The sequence below is a fragment of the Embleya sp. NPDC008237 genome (genome assembly GCF_042956465.1).
GTDB lineage: Bacteria > Actinomycetota > Actinomycetes > Streptomycetales > Streptomycetaceae > Embleya.
On the sequence record NZ_JBIBGL010000003.1, the window covers coordinates 25,783 to 50,813 of the forward strand.

At 72.0% G+C, this 25,031-nt stretch carries 22 protein-coding genes; 13 read left to right on the forward strand and 9 right to left on the reverse strand.

From position 1 onward, the window contains the following. Positions 1-36: 36 nt before the first annotated feature. Entirely contained in the window at positions 37-2,388 is a 2,352-nt protein-coding gene (locus tag ACFZBU_RS07050; RefSeq protein WP_391582473.1) for an MMPL family transporter, read from the reverse strand. Positions 2,389-2,808: 420 nt separating this feature from the next. Between ACFZBU_RS07050 and ACFZBU_RS07055 the strand changes: the two genes are divergently transcribed. After that, entirely contained in the window at positions 2,809-3,105 is a 297-nt protein-coding gene (locus tag ACFZBU_RS07055; RefSeq protein WP_391582474.1) for a hypothetical protein, read from the forward strand. 210 nt (positions 3,106-3,315) lie between these two features. Here ACFZBU_RS07055 and fabI read toward each other — a convergent pair whose 3' ends face one another. Both fabI and fabG read right to left on the reverse strand, forming a co-directional pair. Continuing rightward, positions 3,316-4,095: an enoyl-ACP reductase FabI gene (fabI, locus tag ACFZBU_RS07060; RefSeq protein ID WP_391583056.1), complete on the reverse strand. Its 780-nt coding sequence runs from the start codon at positions 4,093-4,095 to the stop codon at positions 3,316-3,318. 4 nt (positions 4,096-4,099) lie between these two features. Beyond that, positions 4,100-4,804, reverse strand: a complete 705-nt coding sequence (gene fabG / locus ACFZBU_RS07065; RefSeq protein WP_020556165.1) for a 3-oxoacyl-[acyl-carrier-protein] reductase — start codon at positions 4,802-4,804, stop codon at positions 4,100-4,102. A gap of 358 nt (positions 4,805-5,162) precedes the next feature. Between fabG and ACFZBU_RS07070 the strand changes: the two genes are divergently transcribed. From ACFZBU_RS07070 to ACFZBU_RS07090, 5 genes are all read left to right on the forward strand, one after another. Further along, on the forward strand, positions 5,163-6,686 hold the full coding sequence (locus ACFZBU_RS07070; RefSeq protein ID WP_391582475.1) for a TldD/PmbA family protein: 1,524 nt from the start codon (positions 5,163-5,165) through the stop codon (positions 6,684-6,686). After that, on the forward strand, positions 6,683-8,092 hold the full coding sequence (locus tag ACFZBU_RS07075; protein ID WP_391582476.1) for a metallopeptidase TldD-related protein: 1,410 nt from the start codon (positions 6,683-6,685) through the stop codon (positions 8,090-8,092). Before ACFZBU_RS07070 ends, ACFZBU_RS07075 begins: the two co-directional genes overlap by 4 nt. 372 nt (positions 8,093-8,464) lie before the next feature. After that, positions 8,465-9,004, forward strand: coding sequence for an RNA 2'-phosphotransferase (locus ACFZBU_RS07080; RefSeq protein WP_391582477.1), 540 nt, complete (start codon positions 8,465-8,467; stop codon positions 9,002-9,004). 133 nt (positions 9,005-9,137) lie between these two features. Then, positions 9,138-9,644: a DUF3099 domain-containing protein gene (locus ACFZBU_RS07085; RefSeq protein WP_391582478.1), complete on the forward strand. Its 507-nt coding sequence runs from the start codon at positions 9,138-9,140 to the stop codon at positions 9,642-9,644. A 297-nt stretch (positions 9,645-9,941) separates the two neighbouring features. Beyond that, positions 9,942-10,208, forward strand: coding sequence for a hypothetical protein (locus ACFZBU_RS07090; RefSeq protein WP_391582479.1), 267 nt, complete (start codon positions 9,942-9,944; stop codon positions 10,206-10,208). 287 nt (positions 10,209-10,495) lie between these two features. Here the strand turns inward: ACFZBU_RS07090 and moaA are convergent, their stop codons facing one another. Next, positions 10,496-11,503, reverse strand: a complete 1,008-nt coding sequence (gene moaA / locus ACFZBU_RS07095; RefSeq protein WP_391582480.1) for a GTP 3',8-cyclase MoaA — start codon at positions 11,501-11,503, stop codon at positions 10,496-10,498. Between the two features lie 214 nt (positions 11,504-11,717). On the opposite strand from moaA, the gene ACFZBU_RS07100 reads away from it, so the two are divergent. Next, complete coding sequence (locus ACFZBU_RS07100) at positions 11,718-12,671, forward strand: D-alanyl-D-alanine carboxypeptidase family protein (protein ID WP_391582481.1); 954 nt, start codon at positions 11,718-11,720, stop codon at positions 12,669-12,671. Between the two features lie 420 nt (positions 12,672-13,091). On the opposite strand, the gene ACFZBU_RS07105 is transcribed toward ACFZBU_RS07100, so the two are convergent. After that, a complete protein-coding gene (locus ACFZBU_RS07105) occupies positions 13,092-14,468 on the reverse strand; it encodes an ABC transporter substrate-binding protein (RefSeq protein ID WP_391582482.1) in 1,377 nt (458 codons plus the stop codon). A 55-nt stretch (positions 14,469-14,523) separates the two neighbouring features. Beyond that, positions 14,524-15,156 (reverse strand): hypothetical protein, encoded by a 633-nt coding sequence (locus ACFZBU_RS07110; protein WP_391582483.1) that lies wholly within the window; start codon positions 15,154-15,156, stop codon positions 14,524-14,526. A 284-nt stretch (positions 15,157-15,440) separates the two neighbouring features. Between ACFZBU_RS07110 and ACFZBU_RS07115 the strand changes: the two genes are divergently transcribed. The 5 genes from ACFZBU_RS07115 to ACFZBU_RS07135 all read left to right on the forward strand — a co-directional run bounded on the left by ACFZBU_RS07115 (position 15,441) and on the right by ACFZBU_RS07135 (position 20,284). Then, complete coding sequence (locus ACFZBU_RS07115) at positions 15,441-16,052, forward strand: hypothetical protein (protein ID WP_391582484.1); 612 nt, start codon at positions 15,441-15,443, stop codon at positions 16,050-16,052. 5 nt (positions 16,053-16,057) lie between these two features. Next, the gene (locus tag ACFZBU_RS07120; protein WP_391582485.1) at positions 16,058-17,953 is read left to right on the forward strand and encodes an ABC transporter permease; all 1,896 of its coding nucleotides are present in this window, start codon (positions 16,058-16,060) and stop codon (positions 17,951-17,953) included. Continuing rightward, positions 17,950-18,810 carry an ABC transporter ATP-binding protein gene (locus ACFZBU_RS07125; protein ID WP_391582486.1) on the forward strand — a complete coding sequence of 287 codons (861 nt, stop codon included), beginning with the start codon at positions 17,950-17,952 and terminating at the stop codon, positions 18,808-18,810. Before ACFZBU_RS07120 ends, ACFZBU_RS07125 begins: the two co-directional genes overlap by 4 nt. Further along, entirely contained in the window at positions 18,810-19,490 is a 681-nt protein-coding gene (locus ACFZBU_RS07130; protein ID WP_391582487.1) for an ABC transporter ATP-binding protein, read from the forward strand. Before ACFZBU_RS07125 ends, ACFZBU_RS07130 begins: the two co-directional genes overlap by 1 nt. A 221-nt stretch (positions 19,491-19,711) precedes the next feature. Further along, positions 19,712-20,284, forward strand: coding sequence for an O-methyltransferase (locus ACFZBU_RS07135; RefSeq protein WP_391582488.1), 573 nt, complete (start codon positions 19,712-19,714; stop codon positions 20,282-20,284). 222 nt (positions 20,285-20,506) lie between these two features. Here ACFZBU_RS07135 and ACFZBU_RS07140 read toward each other — a convergent pair whose 3' ends face one another. The 3 genes from ACFZBU_RS07140 to ACFZBU_RS07150 all read right to left on the reverse strand — a co-directional run bounded on the left by ACFZBU_RS07140 (position 20,507) and on the right by ACFZBU_RS07150 (position 23,705). Then, positions 20,507-21,592 (reverse strand): amidohydrolase family protein, encoded by a 1,086-nt coding sequence (locus ACFZBU_RS07140; RefSeq protein WP_391582489.1) that lies wholly within the window; start codon positions 21,590-21,592, stop codon positions 20,507-20,509. Positions 21,593-21,780: 188 nt separating this feature from the next. Next, positions 21,781-22,410: a response regulator gene (locus ACFZBU_RS07145; RefSeq protein ID WP_391582490.1), complete on the reverse strand. Its 630-nt coding sequence runs from the start codon at positions 22,408-22,410 to the stop codon at positions 21,781-21,783. After that, on the reverse strand, positions 22,407-23,705 hold the full coding sequence (locus ACFZBU_RS07150; RefSeq protein WP_391582491.1) for a sensor histidine kinase: 1,299 nt from the start codon (positions 23,703-23,705) through the stop codon (positions 22,407-22,409). The genes ACFZBU_RS07145 and ACFZBU_RS07150 overlap by 4 nt, the downstream gene beginning before the upstream one ends. Positions 23,706-23,899: 194 nt before the next feature. Here ACFZBU_RS07150 and ACFZBU_RS07155 point away from each other — a divergent pair, with 194 nt between their 5' ends. Next, the gene (locus ACFZBU_RS07155; RefSeq protein WP_391582492.1) at positions 23,900-24,976 is read left to right on the forward strand and encodes an ABC transporter permease; all 1,077 of its coding nucleotides are present in this window, start codon (positions 23,900-23,902) and stop codon (positions 24,974-24,976) included. Positions 24,977-25,031 lie beyond the last annotated feature (55 nt).

The window sequence follows — 25,031 nt, forward strand, 5'->3', positions numbered from 1 at the left end:
TCGTCGGGATCCCGCCGGCGACCGTGCGCTCTCCGCTCAGCCGACCGGCGGGCGCGGGATCCGGCGCGAGCCGGACACGTTCTCGTCGTACCGGGCGCCGCCCTGGTGGACCGGCTCGTACACCGGCGTGGCGTAGCCGTTCGCCGAGGCGTACGCGGGGACCGGCTCGCCGGCCGGAGCCGGCAGCTCGACCGCCTCGTCGCCGTGGTCCATCTGCGGCAGCCACCCGAGCCAGCGGGGCAGGTACCAGTTGTGGTCGCCGAGCAGGGTCATCACGGCCGGCAGCAGCAGACCGCGGATGATCGTGGCGTCCAGCAGGACCGCGACCGCCAGGCCGACACCGAACTGCTTCATCGACTGCATCGACAGGGTGCCGAAGACCGCGAACACCGCGACCATGATCGTCGCCGCGCTGGTCACCACACCGGCGGTGGTGCGGATACCGTGCGACACGGCCGACTTGGTGTCCATGCCCTTGTCGTACGCCTCGCGGATTCGCGAGACCACGAACACGTGGTAGTCCATCGACAGGCCGAACAGGATCACGAACAGGAACATCGGGATCCAGGAGACGACCGCGCCGGGTGCGTCCGTGCCCACCAGCGCGTCGCCGTAGCCGTGCTGGAAGACCAGGGTCATCACACCGTAGGCGGCGCCCACCGACAGCAGGTTGAGCACGATCGCGGTGACCGCGATGGCGATCGAGCGGAACGAGACCAGCATCAGCAGGAAGGCGAAGCCGAGCACGAAGGCGAAGATCGGCAGCCGCGCGTCGTCGAGCTTGTCGTTGAAGTCCTTGGAGCCCGCGGTGTTGCCGGTCACCGGGGCGTCCACGCCGTCCAGCTTGCCCAGCGTGTTCGGGATGACCTTGCCGCGCAGCGTGGACAGCGCCTTGTCGCTGGCCGAGTCGTTGCCGCTGCCGGCGAGCGGAACCGAGATCTTGAAGACGTTCGTGGTGCCCTGCCGCTCGACCTCGATCGGCTCGTGCATCAGCCCGGTGGCGACCGCCTCACGGCGCAGGTCGTCGAAGGCCGCCGCGAGCTTGGGGTCGTCGGGGTTGTTCGCCTTGACCACGATCTGGGCGGGTGCCGGACCGCCGGGGAACGCCTTCTCGATGTGCTGGTAGGTCTGCACGATGGACAGCGAGGTCGGCAGTTCCTTGTCGATCGGCAGCTCGGAGGTCTTCATGCCGATGGCCGGGACGGTCAGCGCGATCAGCAGACCGCCGGCGAGCACCGCGGTGCCCTTGGGGCGGCTGAGTACGACGCCCAGGATCTTGCCCCACGCCTTGCTGCCCTCGGTGGGGCGGCGCATCTTGGCCAGACCGGGGATCTTGCCCAGGTCCACCCGGTCGCCCAGCATCGACAGGATCGCGGGCAGCACGGTGAGCGAACCGAGCACCGCGGTCAGCACGACCAGGATGGTCGCGGAGGCCATCGACTCGAACTCGCTGAGCCCGGACAGGAGCATGCCGGCCATCGCGACGATGACGGTGATGCCGGAGATCAGTACGGAGCGTCCGGAGGTGGCGGCGGCGATCCGCAGCGCGGTCTCCGCGTCGCGGCCCTTGGCCCGCTCCTCACGCTCGCGGCGCAGGTAGAACATGCAGTAGTCGACGCCGACGGCCAGGCCGATCAGCAGCATCACCGACTGCGCGTTGTCGCCGACCGGCATCAGGTGGCTGCTCAGTGCGAGCAGACCGCCCGCGGCCACGAATGCGGTCAGGGCCAGGGCCACCGGCAGCAGCGCGGCGACCACGGCGCCGAACGCGACGAGCAGGATGCCCAGGGCGAGCGGGACGGCGGTCCATTCGGCCCGGGTGAAGTCCTTGGCGATGGTGTCCTGGAACCACTTGTCGCCGCTCGCGTCGCCGAACTGCTCGACCGTGACGTCCGGGTGCGCCTTGCGGGCCTCGGCCACCGCGTCCAGGACGGGCTGGATGTTGTCGACGGCCTTGTCGTCCTCGCCCACCATGTCGAACTGGATCAGCACCGAGTGCTTGTCCGAGGAGATGCCGCCCTCACCGGCGTACGGAGAACGCATGTGCTGGGTGGCGGGGCCCTTGTCGCCCTTGACCTGCGTGGCGTTGACCCGGTTGATCACATCGTCGACGGCGGCGCGGAACTTCGCGTCCTGCGCCACGAGCTTGTCGCTGCTGACCAGGACCATCTCGCCCGCGGGCTCCTTGATCCCCGCGTCGTCGATGATGCGCGCGGCCCGCCCGGACTCCCCCACACCGCGCTCGGCGTCGGTGATCTCCCGCGATCCGCTCATGTTGCCGATGACGACGGCGAGGACCACGAACAGCAGCCACCCGAATACCGCCGTCTTGCGATGCTGTGCACTCCAGCCACCGATCGAGGCAGCGAAATTGCGCCTGGATGCCATTGGTCCCCGCTCCTGTGTTCTCCGCTTCGCCGAGGGTCTTCCTCGACACACACGAAGGTATTGGCGGGCGACCGGGGGTCACATCCTGCGGACAGGTGTCTTGATCGGGGGGCAGGCACCCCTGCGTAGTAGGGCTGGCCCCACCCCTGAGAAGGAGCGCGCCGGTGATCAGTCGGGGCACAACAGGATGCGTGTAAGGGGAATCTTCCGCACCCATCTCGCTGACCTGCGCAAACGCCGTATGGAGCACTCGGGGGAAAGATCCAGTCGGCGAGGGACCACACGTGTGCACAACGCACGGCGGTCGATGCGGAGTTCCCGCCTGCCCCACCCCCGCCCGACACCGCGCGGCCGACCGCGGCCCGGCGCGAGCCGCCCCACCGGTCGGTACGGCGGGGCGGGTCTGCGAAACTCGTCCCCATGGCTGCTACATCTGGCGAATCCTCCAAGGAGCGGTACGAGCGGGCCATGGCCGCTCGCAAGGCCCGCGAGGAGCGCGCCCACGCGGAGGAAGTCGCGCGGTCGAACGCGCGCAACGAGATCCTCGCCCGCAAGGCCGCCGAATCCGGCGCGACCGACGAGATCCGCCAGACGGTGCTGGCGCCGCCGGACCCGAACAAGTCCTCCGCCAGGCAACTCGGCGGCATCCTGGGCATCATGCTGCTGATCACCGTGCTGATCGGCATCGCCGCGACGATCGCTGCCGCGACGGGCTGAGGGTTTTCGCCCACCCGCCCGCCCGGCCACCCGGCCACCCGTGCCGTTCGCGACCCAGGCTGCGGTTTCACCGGCGGCGCACCTGCCTCGGCCTCGCGGCCCGCGCTCCACAACGACACAGCCCGACCACCGCGACCTGGTGGCCGGGTGATCGGGCTGTGCAAAGGGGCGGTCGCGCAGCCGCCGGCGCGCGCAGCGCGGATGAAGAGGTCAGGCGCCGATGGCGTGCAGGCCGCCGTCGACGTGGATGACCTCGCCGGTGGTCTTGGGGAACCAGTCGGACAGTAGTGCGCACACGCCCCGGGCGGCCGGGTCCGCGTCGCGCAGGTCCCACCCGAGCGGGGCCTTCTCGTTCCAGACACCCTCGAACTTCTCGAAGCCGGGGATGCTGTTCGCGGCCATCGTCTTGACCGGGCCCGAGGAGATCAGGTTGACCCGGATGTTCTTCTCGCCCAGGTACTTGGCCAGGTAGCGCGAGGTCGATTCGAGCGCGGCCTTGGCGACGCCCATCCAGTCGTAGCCCGGCCACGCCACCTGCGCGTCGAAGTCGAGGCCGACGACCGAGCCCCCGGCGCCCTCGTTCGCCTCGATCAGCGGCAGGCACGCCATCGTCAGCGACTTCAGCGAGTACGCCGAGACCTGCACGGCCGTGGCCACGTCGGCCCACTCGGTGTTGAGGAAGTTGCCGCCGAGCGCGTCCTTGGGACCGAACGCGATCGAGTGCACCACACCGTCGAGCGAGGGCACGTGCGCGCGCACGTTGTCCGCGAGCGCCGCGAGGTGTTCGGGGTTCGTCGCGTCGAGCTCGATCACCGGGGCCGGCTTCGGCAGCCGGTTCGCGATCCGGTTGACCAGCGAGAGCCGGCCGAATCCGGTCAGTACGACCTCGGCGCCCTCCTCCTGGGCCCGCTTCGCGACGTGGAAGCCGATCGAGGCGTCGGTGATGACGCCGGTGACGAGAATGCGCTTGCCCGCAAGCAGGTCGCCCATGAGTTCAGTGCCCCATTCCAAGTCCGCCGTCCACAGGGATGACGGCTCCGGTGATGTACGACGCGGCGTCCGAGGTGAGGAACTTGACCACGCCGGCGACCTCGTCCACGTCGGCGTAGCGCGCGAGCGGGATCTCCTTGAGGATCTGCGCCTTGCGCTCCTCGCCGAGCACCTCGGTCATCGCGGTGTCGACGAAGCCCGGCGCCACCACGTTCGTGGTGATGTTGCGCGATCCCAGTTCCCGCGCGATCGAGCGGGCGAAGCCGACCAGGCCGGCCTTGGAGGCCGCGTAGTTGGCCTGCCCCGCCGAACCGAGCAGCCCCACCACCGACGAGATCAGCACGATGCGACCCTTGCGGGCCCGCAACATGCCCTTGCTCGCCCGCTTGACCACCCGGAACGTGCCGGTGAGGTTGGTGTCGACGACGCTGGTGAAGTCCTCTTCGCTCATCCGCAGCAGCAGCGTGTCGCGGGTGATGCCGGCGTTGGCGATCAGCACCTCGACCGGGCCGTGGGCGGCCTCGATCTCCTTGAACGCCTGCTCGACCTGCTCGCCGTCGGTGATGTCGCAGCGCACACCGAGCAGGCCCTCCGGGGGCTCGCCGGAGCGATACGTGATCGCGACCTTGTCGCCGTCGGCGGCGAAGGCCCGGGCGATGGCCAGGCCGATGCCCCGGTTTCCTCCCGTGACCAGTACGGACCGGCTCAACGGATCACTCCTCTGTCGTCTGTCGTCCTCGAACGTCCTCGGCCGCGCCGGCGCGCGGGCCGTCGGCTTACGTCACGATGACGCTATCGGGCTACCCCGGGGTAAGGGGAATCCGGTCCGGGACAGCGTCCGCCGATCGATCGTTGTGGGAACCCGACAAGAGCGCACGACAACCGGAACGGCCGGTTCCACCGACCGAATCCGGCCGGCCTGTGCCCGGCAGGTTTCGTTCCGCTTGTCGGGGCGCAAGACCCGTCCGAGCGCAGGACCGGCCGACCGGGCCGGCCGGAATGTCGGCGACATCGTGTCTGGTTGACTGAACGATGCGAGCCGACAGGCCGAACGTATGGAGGAATGGGTGCCCAACGAGATCGATCCGACGTTCCTCGCCTATCCCCTTCGGGAGCTGGCCGCCGCGGCCCTGTCCCGAGCCGGGGAACTGGGCGCCGAACACGCGGACTTCCGCTTCGAGCGGGTGCGAGACGCGTCCTTCCGGTTGCGCGACGGGCGGACCGACTCGTCCGTGGACACCACCGACGTGGGCTTCGCGGTCCGCGTCGTGCACGACGGGGCGTGGGGCTTCGCGGCGGGCGTCGACCTGACCCCGGAGGCCGCGGCGCACGTCGCGGAGCAGGCCGTGGCGGTCGCCCGGGTGTCCCGCTCGGTGAGCGAGGCGGCCGGCGCGGGTGAGACGGTGGCGCTGGCGGAGGAGCCGGTGCACGCCGACGAGACGTGGATCTCGGCGTACAAGATCAACCCGTTCGACGTACCCGAGGCCGAGCGGATAGCCCTGTTCGCCCGCTGGAGTCGGGAACTGCTCGCCGCCGACGGCGTGGACCACGTGGACGCCTCCTGCATGGTGGTCCAGGAGAACAAGTTCTACGCCGACTCGGCCGGCACCTCGACCACGCAGCAGCGGGTCCGGATCCACCCCCAGCTGACCGTGATCGCGGTGGACCGCGAATCCGGCGCGTACGAGACGATGCGCACCATCGCGCCGCCGGTCGGCCGCGGCTGGGAGTACGTCAAGGGCGAGGGCTGGGACTGGGACGAGGAGCTGGCGTCGTTGCCGGAGCTGCTCGCCGAGCGGGTCGCGGCGCCCAGTGTCGAGGCGGGCGAGTACGACCTGGTGATCGACCCGAGCAACCTGTGGCTGACCATCCACGAGTCGATCGGGCACGCCACCGAGCTGGACCGGGCGCTGGGCTACGAGGCCGCCTACGCGGGCACCTCGTTCGCCACCTTCGACAAGCTGAACAAGCTGCAGTACGGCTCGCCGGTCATGCACGTCACCGGCGACCGCACCGTGCAGCACGGTCTGGCCACCATCGGCTTCGACGACGAGGGCGTCGCGACGCAGAGCTGGGACCTGGTCACCGACGGCATCCTGACCGGTTACCAGCTGGACCGACGGATGGCGCTGATGCAGGGCCTGGGCCGGTCCAACGGGTGCGCCTACGCGGACTCCCCCGGCCACGTGCCGGTGCAGCGGATGGCCAACGTCTCGCTGCGACCGGGCCATGACGACCTGTCCACCGCCGAGCTGATCGGCCGGGTGCACCGGGGTCTGTACATCGTCGGCGACAAGTCGTGGTCGATCGACATGCAGCGGTACAACTTCCAGTTCACCGGCCAGCGCGCGTATCTGATCGAGGACGGCCGGATCGTCGGGCAGGTCAAGGACTTCGCCTACCAGGCGACCACGACCGACTTCTGGGGCTCGATGGAGGCCGTCGGCGGCCCGGGCACCTACGTCCTCGGCGGTGCCTTCAACTGCGGCAAGGCGCAGCCCGGGCAGGTCGCCGCGGTCAGCCACGGCTGCCCGTCGGCACTGTTCCGCGGTGTGAAGGTCCTCAACACGGTTCAGGAGGCGGGTCGATGAGCAGCGGGCAGACCGTGGTGACGCGGCCGAACGAGACGGTCGAGCGCGCGCTGGCACTGTCCGAGGCGGACGGCTGCGTGGTGATCGCCGAGGAGACCTCGGCGGCCAACCTGCGCTGGGCGGGCAATGCGCTGACCACCAACGGCGAGACCCGCGGCCGGCGGGTCACCGTGGTGGCCACCGTCGCGGGCACCCAGGGCACCGCGTCCGGGATCGTCTCGCGCAGCGGCGTGACGGTGGATCGGCTGGAGGGCCTGGTCCGGGCCGCGGAGGCGGCCGCGCGGGACGCCGGTCCGGCCGAGGACGCGCGTCCGCTGCTCGGCGCCGGCGGCGGCCCGGACGGCGGCTTCACCGAGGCACCGGCGCAGACCTCGATCGGCGTGTTCGCGGACTTCGCGCCCGAGTTGGGCGCCGCGTTCGGGCGGGCCCGGGAGAGCGACCGGCTGCTGTACGGGTTCGCGTCGCATCAGCTGACCTCGACCTACGTGGGCACCTCGGCCGGGCTGCGGCTGCGGCACGACCAGCCCACCGGGCACGTCGAGTTGAACGCGAAGTCGGGCGACCTGACCCGCTCGGCGTGGGCCGGCGTGCCCACCCGCGACTTCCGTGACGTGGACCTGGCCGCGATCGACACGGACCTGGCGCAGCGGTTGTCCTGGGCGAACCGCACGATCGACCTGCCGGCGGGCCGTTACGAGACGCTGCTGCCGCCCACGGCGGTCGCGGACCTGATGGTCTACATGTACTGGCAGGGCAGCGCCCGGGACGCGCACGAGGGCCGCACGGTCTTCAGCAGGCCCGGTGGCGGCACCCGGATCGGCGACCGGCTCAGCGAACTGCCGCTGACGCTGTACAGCGACCCGGGCTACCCGGGGTTGGAGAGCGCGCCGTTCACCATCGCGCACGCCTCCGGGGACGCGTCGTCGGTGTTCGACAACGGACTCGCGCTGACCCGGACGAACTGGGTCACCGACGGCGTGCTCACGTCGCTGCTGACCAACCGGCACACCGCCGAGCTGACCGGGCTGCCGGTCGCGCCGGAGATCGACAACCTGATCCTGGACGGGCCGGCCGACGGCCCGAGCCTGGCGGACATGGTCGCCTCGACCGAGCGCGGGCTGCTGCTGACCTGCCTGTGGTACATCCGCGAGGTGGATCCGCAGACGCTGCTGCTGACCGGGCTCACCCGGGACGGGGTGTACCTGGTCGAGGGCGGCGAGGTGGTCGGCGCGGTGAACAACTACCGCTTCAACGAGTCGCCGGTGGACGTGCTCGGGCGGGCGGTCGAGGTGGGGCGTACCGAGCGGACGTATCCGCGGGAGTGGGGCGACTGGTTCACCCGTGCGGCGATGCCGCCTTTGCGGGTCCGCGATTTCAATATGTCCTCGCCGAGTCAGGCGCAATAGGCCTGCGATCGGCTCGGCGGTTTGGGCAGGACGGCCTGCGGCCGGTTGTCCTCGAACGCCGGACGGGCCGGAATTCGGCTCGGTCCGCGGTAGCGGCGGTCCGCGGGACGCCGGCCGAGGTTTCGGCTCGGTCGGCGGGGTCGCGGCGGTCCGGGTACACCGGGCTCGGGTTTCGGCACGGTCCGCGGGACGTCGGCTGAGGTTACGGCTCGATCCGCGGTGTGCCGGGTGGGTTGCGGCTCGGTTTCTGGTTGCGGTGTGCCGGGTGGAGTGGTCGAGTCCGCCCGGCATGCCGTCGCATGCCTTCGCGTGCCGTCGCAGCGGAAAATCGCTGTCCCTGTGCGGGGCTCCGTGCTTTCGTTGGGGTTCATCATGAACATCGTCAAGATTTCGAAGTATCTGTCCCGACACCTGCGGCATCAGCCGGAGCGGCTCGGGATCACGCTGGACGAGGCCGGCTGGGTCGACGTGGACGTGCTGCTCGCGGCGTGCAATGCCCGCGGGATGGCGCTGACCCGGACACAGTTGGCACAGGTCGTCGAGGAGAACGACAAGCGACGGTTCGCCTTCTCCGCGGACGGCACCCGGATCCGGGCCAGCCAGGGGCACACCGTCGCGGTGGACCTGGGTCTGGTCGAGACCGTGCCGCCCGCCGTGCTCTACCACGGCACCAACCCCAAGAGCGTGCCCGCGATCCTGGTCGAGGGCCTGCGGCCGATGGACCGGCACGACGTACATCTGTCCGCCGACACCGAGACGGCGCGCCGGGTGGGTGCGCGGCGCGGCCGACCGGTGCTGTTCGTGGTGCGGGCCGAGCGCATGGTCGCGGCCGGGCATGTGTTCCGCCGCTCGGACAACGGCGTGTGGCTGGTCCCGGCGGTGCCGCCGGAGTTTCTGGAACGGCTCGACTGACCCGCTCCACCGTCCGCCATGCGGGTCGGTTTGCGGCAAAGGTCCTGCCCCCGGTCTCCGTGCGGCCCACCTGCGGGCGTACCGTGAAAGGCCGGGACGAGTGTGTGGGCACATGGTCGGAGACGGTGGAGTCGTGAAGAACGCCAAGGGCTCGGTGTACCAGATCAGTGGTGCGCGCAAGGGGCTGACCGAGGACGTGGCCGGGCGCCAACGCCGCTACGTCATCTCGATGTCCATTCGTACCGTGTGCTTCGTCGCGGCGGTGTTCACCCCGTCGCCGTGGCGGTGGATATTGGTCGCGGGCGCGCTCTTCCTGCCCTACATCGCGGTGGTGCTGGCCAACGCCGGTCGCGAGCCCACGTCGAACGCGCCGGTGCAGGCCCAATTCGTGCCGCCGCTCCCGCCCAAGGCGCTGGAGCCCCCGCCCGGAGCGGTGCTCACCAGCGCCGAACGGGAGACCGTGCACACCCATTCCGAAGACTCCTGGACGATGCCCGTCGGCTCGCCCTCGGCCGCCGGCCCGGAGTCCACCGACCGCTCCTCGCACACGAATTCGGATACGCACGGTGACGTCGGGGGTGCCGACCGAGGCCGCGTGGGCGACCCGGCGGGCGCCCCTTCGCAGTCCGCAAAAAATTAGCGGGAAGCGCTACGCGGGTTGGTGCTTCAACCGCATGCAGGACGTGCCATACTTCGAAACGTGCTCCGTATCCCCCGTCGGAGCGACCGACGCGATGCCGGGCGGCTCCCCCCGTGGCTGCCCGGCATCGCCCGTGTCCGGGTCGTTTGACTGTCAGGCAAGTCGACGCGTACACGGTTACCGCACCAGCCTGTTGCTTACTGAGCGCAGCGCTCCGGTTGGTGCCTGACGCAGGGTCAGCTGCCCGTTCGATGCACCGCATCCGGGCGGCCGACCCCGTCTGCGACACTGGTCGACATGTTCCCCACCCCCAGCGACCCCGGCCGTGCGATCTGTTCGGCGAAGGGTTGTCGCGCCGACGCCGTGTGGGTCCTGGCGTGGAACAACCCCAAGCTGCACACCCCGGAACGGCGCAAGACATGGCTCGCGTGCGACGAGCACCGTGAGCATCTGTCCCAGTTCCTGGCGATCCGCGGATTCCTCAAGGACACCGTGGCGTTCGCCGATTGGCACGACCCACAGCCCCCGGCCGGATCGGCCGATTCGACCGGCGACGGCTCCTGAGCGACCCGCGCCGGTCGCCGAGCCGTCCGATCCGAGCGATCCACGGTGATCGCCGGATTGCCGGGTCCAACTCCCTTGCCGACTCGGCGGGTTGATCGAGTCGGGCGGGCGCGACCCGGTACCGGCACGCGCCGACCTTCCGGGGCGGACCGGGTCGACCGAATCCGCATCGGCGGAGGCACTCGGCGGATCCCGCACATCGCCGCGTGACAGCCCGAAGAGCGCGTCCGGCACGCGAGTTCGCGATCCCGCGGCGCGGGCGCGCAGACCGGCGTCAGGCCGCCTGCTCAGCCGCCGATGGCCGACATCGGCCGGTCCGGCTGGAGGAACTGCGGGTCGTCGATGCCCGCACCGGCCTTCTTCGTCCACATCGCGGCCCGCCAGCGGTCGGCGATCTCCTCGTCGTCCGCGCCGCCGCGCAGCGCGGCCCGCAGGTCGGACTCCTCACGGGCGAAGAGGCAGTTGCGGATCTGCCCGTCGGCGGTCAGCCGGGTCCGGTCGCACGCGCCGCAGAACGGGCGGGTCACCGACCCGATCACGCCCACTGTGCCCGGACCGCCGTCCACGAGCCAGCGCTCGGCCGGGTTGCTGCCCCGCGCGTCCTCCGGGTCGAGCCGGAACGCGCCACGCAGCGCGGCCAGGATCTCGCCGGCGGTGATCATCTCGGTGCGCTTCCACCCGTGCTGCGCATCCAACGGCATCTGCTCGATGAAACGCAGCTCGTAGCCGCGTTCGAGGCACCACGCGAGCAGCGCGGGGGCCTCGTCGTCGTTGACCCCGCGCATCAGCACAGTGTTGACCTTGACCGGCCCCAGGCCCGCGTCCACCGCCGCGGCGAGCCCGGCGAGCACGTCCGCGTGTCGGTCCCGGCGGGTCATCGCCTTGAACCGCACCGGGTCGAGGGTGTCCAGCGAGACGTTGACCCGGTCCAGGCCGACTTCCCGGAGCGTCCCCGCCAGCCGGGCCAGACCGATCCCGTTGGTGGTGACGGAGAGCGTGGGCCGCGGCTCCAGGGCCGCGGCGGCCCGGATGATCTCCACCAGTTCGCGGCGCAGCAGCGGCTCGCCCCCGGTGAATCGCACCTCGCGCACACCCAGCAGGGTCACCGCGATCCGGACCAGGCGGGAGATCTCCTCGCCGGTCAGCAGCTCGGGCTTGGCCAGCCAGTCCAGTCCCTCTTCCGGCATGCAGTAGGTGCACCGCAGGTTGCAGCGGTCGGTCAGGGACACCCGCAGGTCGGTCGCCACCCGGCCGAAACCGTCGACGAGTCCTCCGGTGCGGTGGTTCGTGTTCACCTTCGACCCCCTTCTGCTGGTTTCGGCACACCCTCGGCGTTCCGGCAAGTTTCCCAGGTTACGCGGGTTGCTCCGGTCGGCAGGTCCACCAGGTTACGAACGGGGCGCCCGATCGGTTGCAGTGGCGTATCCCACACAGGCATCGACAACCGTGAGTCGAATACCGGACGTGATCCACGAGAGGATCCAGGCTCACTACGAGGAGGCTTCACCGGTGAGACACGCAGCGGGCAGCGGTCCACAGCCCGACGAAGGGGGCACACCCGACGGAGCGCACTTCCTGGACACCTCGTGGCAACAGCACAGCATGGGCCCGACCGGCACATCGGGCGCATCCGGCACATCGGGCACACCGGGCGCTCCCAGCGCGTTCGACGTGCCGACCACGCCGGTCCCGGCCGACTGGTACCAGCGCGAGCAGCCGGCCGCCGCTCCCGCACCGACCCCGGCCGGGCCGGCGCGGCCCGCCCGCGGCGACGACCCGGAGCCGCCGCGACGCGGCCGACGCGGACTGGTCGTGTGGGGTCTCGCGGGCGCCCTGGTGCTCGGCGGGGCCGGCGTCGGGGCGGTGCTGTTCCTCGGAGGTGGTGACGACAAGAAGGATCGGGCGAACTCGGTGGGTGCTCCATTGCCCCCCGCCCAGACGGCCATGGCGCCCACCGGCACGGCCCCCACGACCGCCCCCACCACGCAGGCGCCGTCGTCGACCCGGCCGCCGTCGTCGTCGAGCAAGCCGCCGAGCTCGTCCTCGACCGCGAAGCCGCCGGCCAACGACGTGGACGCGCCCAAGGACCCCAAGGCGCTCAAGCCGGCCGCCTACGCCGCGTGGAAGAAAATCGACGCCGCGATGGCCGCGGAGGGCATCACCCTCAACCTGAACTCCGGCAAACGCGGCTGGGCCCACCAGCAGAGGCTGCTCGACGAGAAGATCGCCGCCGTCGGCTCGCGCGAGGAGGCCCTGCGCTGGGTGCTGCCGCCGGACAAGTCGATGCACGTCCAGGGCGTCGCGGTGGACATCTACCCGGCCAACGCCCAGGCCTGGCTCCAGGCCAAGGGCAGCAAGTACGGCTGGTGCCGGATGTACGACAACGAGGAATGGCACTTCGAGTACAACGCCTCCTACACCTCCGGCTGCCCCAAACGCCTCCCCAGCGCCACGGACGGCTGACCGGGCCGTGTCCGGCGGAACCCGGTGGATCGGGTCGCGGACGCGGTGTCGGGCGGCGTGGCCCCGCCGGGATCCGCCGGGCACGTGCGCAGGGGGCCATGGGAGTGACCCGGCGACACTCGGCCCCGGTCCGATCGTTGTACGCCGTGTCCGCCGACGAGTCTCGGTGGGCGCGGCGTCGGGGCGTGGGATCTCGGGGCCGTCGTAGCGGAGAGGCTCTCCCGTGCGAGGTTCGGCCCTGATCGCCCCCAGCCCCGATCCCCATCACCGCCGTCCGTTCGGCATGGTGCGGCTGCCCTATCCGGTGGCCGAGGCGGCGCGGCCCGCCCCCGTCGCCCTTCCGCCCGCACGGCGACCGCTCCCGGCCCGGCCGCAGGCCTGGTACCGGGCGGATTGGCGCTGAAGCTCCCGAGCGGCCGGTCAGGGCTTGTACGGCAGCGAGGGAACGTCGTAGCAGTTCGTGGTCATGTCCGGTACCTGGCCGACCCAGCCGCCCGGCGCGGCGTCCTGCCAACGGGCCACGTCGAAGCAGGTGCGGGTGGGCGCGGCGACCTTGTCGACCGGTTCGGCCTTGAAGTCGACCGGGATCAGCAGTCCGTGCGCGTCGTAGCCCTCGGGGCGGTTGACGAAGCCTTCCACGCACGCCCGGGTGACGTTCGCGCCGCACGAGGCGATCGCGTCGGTGAGCCACATCGCCGAGGCCCAGCCCTCCAGTTCCCACTGGGAGAGCTTGTCCTCGCGGTCGGGAAAGTACTTCTTCATCGCGGCCCGGAACTCGGCCACCGCGGGGTGCGCGGTGTCCGTGTAGCTGCGGCTGTTGCCCGTCGCGTAGATGCTGTTGCGGCACGTCGGGGACGCCTTGAAGTCCTCGCCGACGCGCGCGTTCCAGTTCTGCACGTTGGTCACCTTCGCGGTCACCCGCAGACCTGCGCCGTCCATCGCCTTGCACAGTTCGACGTTGCCGCGGGTGTCCACCGCGTCGAAGACGATGTCGACGCCCTTGCTGCGCATGTCCACCACCGCGGCGGCGAAGTTCGGCAGTGCGAAGTCGACCTGCTTGTCGAGCACGGTGTAACCCTCGGCACGCAGGCCGTCGGCGACGGTCTGCGCGTAGCGCGCGGAGTCGGCCTGGTTGTACGACACCACGGCGGCGGTGCGCGCGCCGAGCTTGTCCTTGAAGTAGCGGTAGACCTCGGTGCTCGCGTACAGGTCGCCGTTCCAGCCGACCCTGCCCTCGCGCGGGGCCCGCGATCCGTAGATCGAGTACAGGTGCGGGTAGGTCTCGTACGCGGTCCCGATCGGCTGACCGCCGACGTCCGGAACGCCCTTGCCGCTGACGTATCCGGCGGCGTTGTAGCTGTAGATGCTGTTGCCCGCGAAGGCGAACACCTTGTCGTCCTCGACGAGTTTGCGGGCGCAGCGCTGGTTGGCCACGCCGTATCCGGTGTCGTCGCACGCGGACACCTCGACCCTGCGCCCGTTCACGCCGCCGCGGTCGTTGAGCGCCTTGAACCAGGCCTGGGCGCCGTACATCGGCCCGGAGAAGGTCTCGTTGCCCAGGATGCCCTGCACGGTGTCGATCATCCCGACGGTGATCCGGGTGGGGGTCACGCCCACGTCGGATGCGGTGTTGGCGTTCGGCGCGGACGCGCCGGTGCCCACCGGGGCCGGCTCGCGGTCGTGGAAGTCGCGTTCGGGCAACCGCGACCCGCACGCGGTCGGTACGCACAGCAGCAGGGCCGCGAACAGGGCCACCGAGGCGCACGGCACGCCCCGTCGACGGAAACGACGATGCATGCGTGCTCCTCGGTGGCCCGGGTGTGGCGAATGTCCGCCCGTTCGGAGTCTGCGGTCAGGCCTTGGGGCAACCCTCGACCACGGTGCCCGGCTTGAGCGCGGAGACCAGCGTGCAGACGGTGCTCAGGCTGACCTTCCAGGTGCCGTCCTGCTTGACGGCCTGACCGGTCTGGCCGGGCAGCGCCGGGGTGCCGGCGAGCAGGATGTCGAACGACACGGCCGCCTTCTCACCGTTGATCTTGACCGCGGTGGTCTTGGACGTGACCTGCTTGGCCAGCGGGTCGTTCGCGAGCGTCTCGACGAGCGTGCCCACCTGCGCCGAGTTCTCCAGGACCGCCTTGCGGTCCGCGAGCGGCGTGGCGTTGTCGAACAGCTTGTCCCAGTTGTCGGCGACCTTCTTCTCCTCGCCGGTCAGCGTGGTGCCACCGGCCGGCGGAGCGCTGGATGCGCCACCGGGTGCGGCCGGCGTGCTCGCGGTGGTCGCGGGCGTCGTCGCCGCGGGGGCGACCGGCGCGGACGCCGACGGCGTCGACTTGGCCTTGTCGTCCTTCTTGTCGTCGTCGTCGCTGCACCCGGACATCACCAGCACCGCCGCCACCGGCAGGGCCAGCCATGCCCGACGCGCCCCCTTGCGACGACCGACGCCGGTGCCCGTTGTCGCCCGCTCGTTGATCATGTCCACGCTCACGTGCATTCACCACCCGTTCCGCCGGTCGCCCGGCGTCGTGTTGCTGTTGATGTAGCCAGGTAGTACCTGGGTTACCGGCAAGTCATGTTGCCACGTGCGACTCGGTATCCAATCGTGTTCCGGCCCGTATGACCAGATCCCGGCGAACTACGCTGAGGCACGGATACGCGATCGGGCGGACTCGACGGGTGGACCCTATGGCAGGTTCGACGGACTCGGCAGGTTCCACGGGAAAGGCGAACTCCCTTATCGAACGACAGCGTACGACCGACGCGGCGGCGACCATGGAGGGTTTGCGGCGGTTGTTGCGCACGCACGGCGGCTGGCTGGTCGGGCTGTGCGGCGCGCTGCTGTGCGCGCTGGGCTGGTATGGCGTATCGGGTGAACGGTACGAGGCACGCCAGTTGCCCTATCTGGCCTCGGCGACCATTCCGGGTGCGGCCCTGATCGTCGCGGGCGCGGTGCTCGTGGTGGGCACCCGGCGCGGCGCGGCGGGCGAGTCGGGCGCGGTGGACGCGGAACTGCGGTCGATGGTGGGCCGGCTGTACGAACTGCTGGTCGAGCCGGTGCCCGCCGACCCGGTGCGGGAGCCGCCCACCGCGGCGGCGTGGGTCACGGTGCCGGGTGGCGCGCGGTACCACCGGCCCGAGTGCTCGCTGGTCCGGGGCAAGAACGGGGTGTCCGCCGTGGACGAGACGACGGCGCGGGACAAGGACCTGCGGCCGTGCCGGCTGTGCGACCCGGGGCCGGGTTCGGCGCAGTCCGGGTCGGGGCTCGCCCGGTCGCAGTCGGGGTCGGTGCCCGGCGCGGCCGACGGGTCGGCGGAGCGGCGCGATCCCGGGGACACCGGCGAGAGCGGTCCCGACGGGCCGATCGTGCCCGCGACCGGCGGCTGAGCGTCGTGCTCACTCTGGAACTGGCCCTGGCCGGACTGGGCGTGGGCGCGATCGCGGCGCTCGCGGCGGTCGGGATGATCACCTCCTACCGGGCGACCGGCGTGTTCAACCTGTCCTTCGGCGCGCTCGCGATGATCGTCGCCTACCTGGTCTGGCAGCAGGTCCGGGTGTGGGGCTGGCCGCTGTGGGCGGCCGTGCTGCTCGACGTGGGCGTGGTGGCGCCGGCGCTCGGCCTGGTCCTGGAGCGCTTCGTCTTTCGCGGGCTGCACCGCGAGGGGGCGGGCCCGGCCCGGATGCTCGTCGCCTCGCTGGGCGTGTTCGTGCTCCTGGTCGGCGTCGCGACGCTGACCTGGGGCACCCAGGCCCGACTGGACCCGCCGTCGATCGTGCCGACCGGGTCGGTCGCGCTGCCCGGCGACACGTCCGTGCCCACCGGCACGCTCGTCGAACTGGGCGTGGTGATCGCGGTCGCCGCGCTGGTGGCCGGCGTGACCCGGTACACCCGGTTCGGCGTGCGGCTGCGCGCGGTGGTGGACCGGCGCGCACTGGCCGAGCTGGCGGGTGTGCCGGCCGACCGAGTGGCCGCGGCGGGCTGGGCCTTCGGGTCGATGCTGGCGGGGTTGACCGGGGTGCTGCTGGCACCGCACCTGCGGCTGGACCCGTACGGACTGACCCTGCTCGTGCTGGAGACGATCGGCGTCGCCGTGGTGGCCCGGCTGGCCAGTCTGCCGGTGGCGATTCTGGCGGCGCTGGCGATCGGGGTGGGGCAGAGCGAACTGTCCCGGCTGGAACTCGACTCCTGGGGGCTGGTCCAGGCGCTCCAGGCGAATCTGTTCGTGGTCGTGATGCTGGTCGCGCTGCTGGTGCTGCCGCGGATGATCGAGGTGGGCGGCCCGGACGCCACGCGGGCGGCGACCCGGATAGGGACCGGGCACGGGGAGAGCGCGCCGGCGGGCTGGTGGGTGCCGTTCGTCGCGGTCGCCGCGGCGCCACTGGCCCTGAGCGCGGAGCACCTGCGGATCGCCCAGCAGGTGCCGGCGCTGGCGATCGTGTTCGTGTCGCTGGTGATGCTCACCGGGTACGCGGGCCAGATCTCGCTCGGCCAGGCCGGCTTCGCGGGTCTGGGCGCGCTGTTCGCCGGGCAGCTGATGGGCCGGGAAGTCCCGGGCCTGGTAGCGCTGTTCCTGGCCGCGCTGCTGGTGGTGCCGGTCGGCCTGTTGACCGGGTGGCCGGCGATTCGGCGACGCGGGTTGACCCTGGCGCTGACCACGTTCGCGGTGGCCGCGGTGGTCAGCCGGTTCGTCTTCGCCCAGCCGCGCTTCACCACCGACGCGGTGCTCGATCACCCATCGCCCTTCGAGGGCGAACGTGCCTTCTACGCACTTGAGTTGGTCTGCCTGGGACTGGTCCTGCTGGTGATCCGCCGGCTGCACGTGAGCCGACTCGGCCGCATGCTGGTCGCGGTCCGCGACCACGAGAGCGGCGCGGCGGCGGCCGGCGTGGACGTCTCCTCCGCCAAGGTCTTCGTCTTCGCGGTCGGCGCCGGCGTGGCCGGGCTGGGCGGCGCGCTGCTCGGGATGGGCGGCCGGGCCTTCGACGCGGCGGCCTTCGACCCGGTCCTGGGCCTGGTCTGGTTCGCGGCCGTGGTCGTCTTCGGCGTGGACAGCGCGGCGGGCGCGGTACTGGCCGCCGGCCTGGTGGTGGCCCTGGACGCGGCCACCACGGCCGGCATGTCCACCATCGTGATCGGCGCCCTGGCCGTGCTCCTGTCCCGGATGCCGGGCGGTGTCCCCGCCACGGTCCTGCGCCTGGCCGCGGGCCACCCGCCCGCGCCGACGGAGCCGATCCCGGTCCGCCTCACCCCACTCGGCCGGACCCTGCGCGCCCGGGTGCGCCCGTGAACGGGGGCACGGAACCGACGCGCCCGAACCCGGACGGCGATGGGCCGACCAGGGCGAACGAGGCCGTGAACGCGGCCTCGGGAGCGACGCGTTCCGATCCCCACGGCGGTGGGCCGGCGGGTGGGCTGCGGGCCGAGGGCATCGTGCGGCGGTTCGGCGGGTTGCGGGCCGTGGACGGGGTGGATCTGGTCGTGCCGGCGGGCGCGGTGACGGCGGTGATCGGGCCGAACGGGGCGGGCAAGAGCACCCTGTTCGACTGCCTCGCGGGTGGTCGGGTCGATGCCGGTCGGGTGTACCTGGACGGGCGGGACGTCACCCGGCTGCCGGCGCATCGGCGGGCCCGGCTCGGGTTGGCCCGTACGTTCCAGGTGGTGTCGGTGTTCCCGAGTCTGTCGGTGGTGGACAACCTGCGGGTGGCGGCGGAGAACCGGAACGGGTCCTCGGCCGCGGCCCGACTGCTGGGCCTGCCCGACCCGGCCCGGGGGCGGACCCGAGTCGCGGTCGAGGCGGCGCTGCGCCGCCTCGCGCTGACCGAGCACGCGCACACCCCGGCGGGCGAACTCCCGGTCGGGATTCTGCGCATGGTCGAACTGGCCCGCGCGCTCGCGTCGTCCCCGTCGGTGCTGCTCCTGGACGAGCCGGCCAGTGGCTTGGACGACGCACAGACCGACCGGCTGCGGCACGAACTGCGCGCGCTGGCCGCCGACGGCCTGGCCATCCTGCTGGTCGAACACGACATGGACCTGGTCTTCGGCGTCGCCGACACCGTGCACGTGATGGCCGCGGGCCGGATCGTGGCGGCCGGCACGCCGGACGAGATCCGCGCCGACGAGCGCGCGCGGGAGGTGTACCTCTGATGCCGATCGCCCTGTCCGTAACCGGACTTCGGGTTCGCTACGGCCCGATCGAGGCGCTGCACGGCGTCGACCTGGAATTTCCCGCGGGCGCGGTGACGGCCCTGGTCGGCCGCAACGGCTCGGGCCGCAGCACGCTGCTGAACACCCTGGCCGGGCTGGTCCGCCCGAGCGCCGGCAAGGTGCTCTGGAACGGGGCGGACATCACCGGGTGGCCCGCCGACCGGCGGGCCCGCGCGGGGCTGACCCTGATCCCCGAACGCGGCGGCGTGTTCGCCGGCCTGACCGTGGCCGACAACCTGAGACTGTTCGCCGACGGCGGCGACATCGGGCCCGCCCTGACCGCGTTCCCGATCCTGGCCGACCGACTGACCCAGAAGGCCGGCACCCTCTCCGGCGGCGAACAGCAGATGCTCGCGGTCGGCCGCGCCCTGCTCACCCCCGCCAAGCTCCTCCTCCTGGACGAACTCAGCCAGGGCCTGGCCCCGCGCGTCGCCGCCCGGCTCTACGAGGTGGTCACCACCCTGGCCGACGCCGACCGCACGGTGATCCTGGTCGAACAACACACCGGCGAGGCCCTGGACCGCGCCGAAGTCGTCTACGCCCTCAGTCGGGGCACCATCACCTTCCGCGGCGACCCGACCGAATACCGCAACCGCCCGAACACCCCACACCGCACCTAGAAGGTCGGGAGACCCGGCACATGGCGCCCGTGCGCGCGGGACGCGGCGCGCGTACGAGGGCCGTTGCGCACCGCGTACTCCACCATCCGGCCCGCACCTCCTCGCCGACCGGGATCCGGCGCTGCCGTCGGAAAGATTCGCCGGGGCCGGGCGGGCGGAACTCCGTGCGGACGCCACTGCCGGCGGATAGCGTCGACGGTGTTCACGGTGAAGGGGGATTCGTGCCCACGACGGAACGTGCGGTTCCGCCCCGCGTGGCAGCGGCGGAACGGGTCGCCGCCGAGGCGGGATTCAAGCAGAGTTGCGTCCCGGAAGTGGGCAGGCTGCTCGGCTTGGCCGCCACCACGAAGCCGCACGGGGTCATCGCGGAGAGCGGCACCGGCTCCGGAGTGGGCACGGCCTGGCTGCACAGCGGCCTCGGCGCCGAGGCCCGCCTGGTGACGGTGGAGCGCGACGCGGAACTGGCCCGTCGAGCGGCCGGTGTCTTCGCGGACGACGACCGTGTCGCCGTGCTGACCGGGGACTGGCGGCTGCTCGAGCAACACGCCCCCTTCGACGTCTTCTTCTGCGACGGCGGCGGCAAGCGTGACGACCCCGAAAGGGTCGTCGAACTGCTTGCTCCCGGTGGCCTTCTCATCCTGGACGACTTCACCCCCTCGCCTCACTGGCCACCCCAATTCGACGGCGAAGTGGACGAACTCCGCCTGTTCTACCTCACCCATCCAGCCCTGAACGCCACCGAAGTACTCACAACACCGTTCATCTCGACGGTTGTTGCGGCCCGCCGTCCCTGACCGGCAAGGCCACGGAAACCCTCGACCGCGCCCCGAGAGCGGGCCTCCCTCCCCCAACGCACACCCTCGTGATCACCACGAACACGTCGGGCATCCCCGGAGAGCCGCCTCCCCACAGTTCCCGGCATCGCGAGCCCGGCCCGTGCCGGCCCCGAGGGCGTCTTGCGGGTTGCCTGGGGCTGCTTCCGGTGGGCGTCGGCCCGGCTCGCGGGCGTCGACGGCTCAGCGTGGCATCACCTTCCCGCGCAGCACCACCGCGCGGGGGTCGGCCAGGACGGCGACGTCCGCGCGGGGGTCGGCCGCGTAGACGACCACGTCGGCGGAGGCGCCCTCGGCGATCGCGTCGCGGCCGAGCCAGGTGCGGGCGGACCAGCACGCGGCGGAAAGCGCGTCGGTCGCGGGGATGCCGGCCGCGACCAGTTCGGCCACCTCGTCGGCGACCAGGCCGTGCGGCAGCGAGCCGCCCGCGTCGGTGCCGACGAAGATCGGGATGCCGGCGTCGTGGGCCGCCCGGACCGTGGCGTAGCGGTTCGCGTGCAGCGCGCGCATGTGCGCGGCGTAGGTCGGGAACTTGCCGGCCGCACGGTCGGCGATGCCGGGGAAGGTGGCGATGTTGACCAGCGTCGGCACGATCGCCACGCCGCGCTCGGCGAACAGCGGGATCAGGTCCTCGGTCAGGCCCGTGGCGTGCTCGATGCAGTCGATGCCCGCCTCGATCAGGTCCGGGAGCGAGTTCTCGGCGAAGCAGTGCGCGGTGACCCGGGCGCCCTCGGCGTGCGCCGCGGCGATCGCCTCCTTGAGCGCGTCCAGTGGCCACAGCGGGGACAGGTCGCCGGTGTCCCGGTCGATCCAGTCGCCGACCAGCTTGACCCAGCCGTCGCCGCGGCGGGCCTCCTGGATCACGAACGCGGTCAGGTCGCCGGGCTCGATCTCGTGCGCGTAATTGCGGATGTAGCGCTTGGGCCGGGCCAGATGGCGACCCGCGCGGATGAGTCGGGGCAGGTCCTCCCGGCCGTCGATCCACCGTGTGTCGGCGGCCGAACCGGCGTCCCGCAACAGCAGCGCACCGGCGTCCCGGTCGGTCTGCGCCTGGCGTTCGGAGGTGGCGGCGTCGACGGCGCCGTGCTCGTCGATCCCGACGTGGCAGTGCGCGTCGACCAGGCCGGGCAGTACCCAGCCCTCCAGCGTCGCGTCGACGGCGAGCGACGTCGGCCGATCGAAGGTGATCCGGCCGCCGACGATCCACATCTCGTCACGAACCTCGTCCGGGCCGACCAGAACGCGACCCTTCACGTGCAACACGGTCATGCCGAGACCCTACGGGCAGCCCGACGAGATCGACCCACCCACCAACCAAAACAGGCACCCCACCCGACGTACGCGGGACCGGCCGAGCAGCGGGCGAGCAACCCGGCTGCGGAGCACCGGAACCAACCCCGACCGCGAAGCGGACGCGCGACCCACCGTCCGTCCCTCCGTCCCGCCCCGCGGCGAGTTCACCGTCGGCCCAGGACTCCGCGTTGCACCGCCGCGGCCACCGCTGCCGTGCGCGAGTCGACGCCGAGCTTGGCGTAGATGTGCACCAGGTGGGACTTGACGGTGGCCTGGCTCAGGAAGAGCGCCTTGCTGATCGCCAGGTTGGACAGCCCGTCCGCGACCAGCGCCAGCACCTCGGTCTCGCGGGTGGTCAGCGTCGGGAGCGGATCGCGCAGCCGGCTCAGCAGGCGACCGGCGATCCGCGGCGCGAGCGCCGATTCGCCGGCCGCGGCGGTACGTACCGCGGCGGCCAGTTCCTCGGGCGGGGCGTCCTTGAGCAGGTAGCCCAACGCGCCCGACTCGACCGCCGCCAGGATGTCCGCATCGGTGTCGTACGTGGTCAGCACCAGGACGTGCGGCGCGTCCGGCAGGGCCGTGATCGCCGCCGTGGCCGCGTTCCCGTGCATCCCGCCCGGACGGAACCGCAGGTCCATCAGCACCACGTCGGGCGCCAGCGACCGGGCCAACTCGATCGCCCGCTCGGCCGTGTCCGCCTCCCCCACCACCGCGAAGTCCGGCTCCGCCGCCAATACCGCCCGCAGCCCCGCCCGCACGATCGGATGGTCGTCGGCCAGCAACAGCCGAATCACCGCGCCGACCCACCCTGCACCGGGAGCGACACCGACACCGACCCTGGCGCCGACCCCGACCCAGGCACCGGCACCGGCACCGGAAACGTGACCGCGATCGCCGCCCCTTGCGCCGGCCCCGACTCCACCGTCAGCACCCCGCCCAACTCCGCCGCCCGAGTCCGCATCGCAGCCAGCCCGAACCCGGTACCGGCCGGCCCGATCCCGCCATCCTGCCCGGCTCGCCCGGCTCGCCCGACTCGCCCGGCCGGATCGAAGCCCCGCCCGTCGTCCACCACGTCCAGCGTCACCGAGGCATCCATGTGGCTCAGCGTCACCTCGACCCGGGACGCCCCCGCATGCCGCACGGTGTTGCCCAGCGCCGACTGGGCGATCCGCAGCAGCGCCACCTCGACGGCCGTCGGCAGTCCCACCGCATCGCCCGTGCTGTGGAAACGCACGTCCAACTCCGCCTCGGCCGCGGTCCGCGCGCACAACCGCTCCAGCGCCGCCGGCAGCGAGGACCCGTCCAACTCCGGCGGAGCCAGTGCCCGGACGAACCGGCGCGCCTCGGCCAGACTGTCGGTCGCGGTGATCCGGGCGAGCCGTACGTGCCGGTCCGCGGCGAGCGGATCGCCCGGCAGCGCCCGCTCCGCCGCGCGCAGCAACAGCTGGATGCTGCTGAAGCCCTGTGCGAGCGTGTCGTGGATCTCCCGGGCCAACCGCTCACGCTCCGCGAGCACCCCGGCATGCCGCTCGGCCGCGGCCAGCGAGGCGCGCGCGGCGACCACGTCCTCCACCAGCCGGCGGCGCTCCTCGCTCTCCCGGTGCAGCGCCTGGTAGCCCAGTACGGTCGCCATCGCCACCGCCGCGCCCAGCACCGGGCCGAGCACCATGCCCACCGCCAACCCGCCGCGATGCACCGCGTAGCCCACGATCGCGAGCACCGTCAGCCCGGCCACCGCCGGCACCGCGAGCCGTACCGGCAGCAGGTGCGGGACCAGGAAGAACAGCGGGAACGCGAACCAGATCCCCTCCGCCGTCAACGCATAGAACCCGCCCCAGGCCAGCGTCAGGCACCCCAGCCACACCATCGAGGCGCGCCGCGAAGGCCCCACCGACGGCAGCAGGTTGCCCGCCGCGTACACCCCCGCCGTGGCCACCGCGCCGAGCACGATCAGCGCCGTCCGCCCGCCGGACGCGTCCGCGCCGATCAGTGCGCGCAGCGCCGCGACGGCGAGGAGCAGCAGCACGAGCGCATGCATGCAGGTACGGAGCGCGCGGGGGACCGGGGTGGGCGTGATCGTGGGGTACATATCGGGTCAAGGGTAAGCGGGGCGGGTGTAGCCGGCATCGATCGAAAGGTTGATCCGGGGGCGGACAGCTCGATCGATGACGTTGCGGTTGTCGAGGACGAGAGTTCGGTTGTCCGCAAACGCCGGACGGGCCGGCTTTTCAGTTCCCGGACCTTCGGTACTCAGATCTTCCGTCGAGGAGACCCCGACCCACCGTGTTCGTCGCGCTGCGAGACCTCGTGTTCGCCCGAGGGCGGTTCGCCCTGATGATCGTCACCGTGGTGTTGATCACCGCCCTCGTCGGCCTGGTGTCCGGACTGACCGTCGGGCTCGGGCGGGCCAACACATCGGCCGTCGACGCGCTGCCCGCCGATCGGCTCGCGTTCGCCGCGCCCGCGCCCGGGCAGGGCGTCTCGTTCGCGGACTCGGCCGTGGACGAGAGCCAGTGGCGGCGCTGGGCCGAGCAACCGGGAGTGCGCTCGGCGGCGCCACTGGGCATCGCGATGACCCGGCTCGGCGTCGGCGAGCGGACGGCTGCCGCCGCCGCGTTCGGCGTCGAGCCCGGCGGGCCGCTCGCGCCGCGCGCGCTGGCACCGGGCACCGTCGTACTGTCCCGACCGCTGGCCGAGGATCTGCACGTCGGGGTCGGCGCCCGGCTGAGCGTCGGCGCCGACACGTCGCTGACCGTGGCGGCCGTGGTGTCCGGGTCCTCGTACAGCCACGCGCCGGTCGCCTGGACCACCCTGGCCGACTGGCAACCACTGCGCCCGGGACCGCAGCGCGGTGGGCCGCACGCGACGGTGATCGCGCTCGACCCGGCCGGAGCGCACACTGCGGCGGCCGACCGCGCGATCGGCACCCGCACCACCTCGATCGGCGACGCCCGGCGCGCGATCGGCTCGTTCACCGCCGAGAACGGGTCGCTGCAACTGATGCGCGGGTTTCTGTTCGCGATCTCGGCGCTCGTGGTCGGCGCGTTCTTCACGGTGTGGACCATCCAGCGGGCCGGCGACGTCGCGGTACTCAAGGCGCTCGGCGCGCCCACCGGCTATCTGCTCCGGGACGCACTCGGCCAGGCGTTCGTGGTGCTGCTGGTGGGAACCGCCCTGGGTACCGGGGCGGCCGCGCTGTTCGGCGCCGTCGCGCCGGCGGGCGTGCCGTTCGTGGTGGACACGTCGACCACGCTGCTCCCGGCGGCCGTACTGATCCTGCTCGGCATGGTCGGTGCCGCGCTCGCCATCCGTCGGGTGACCGCCGTCGACCCGCACACCGCGCTGAGCGGCACCCGATGAGCCGTACGACCCGGTCCGGAGCCGGGCGGCCCACCACGCACGGCCGGCCCGCACC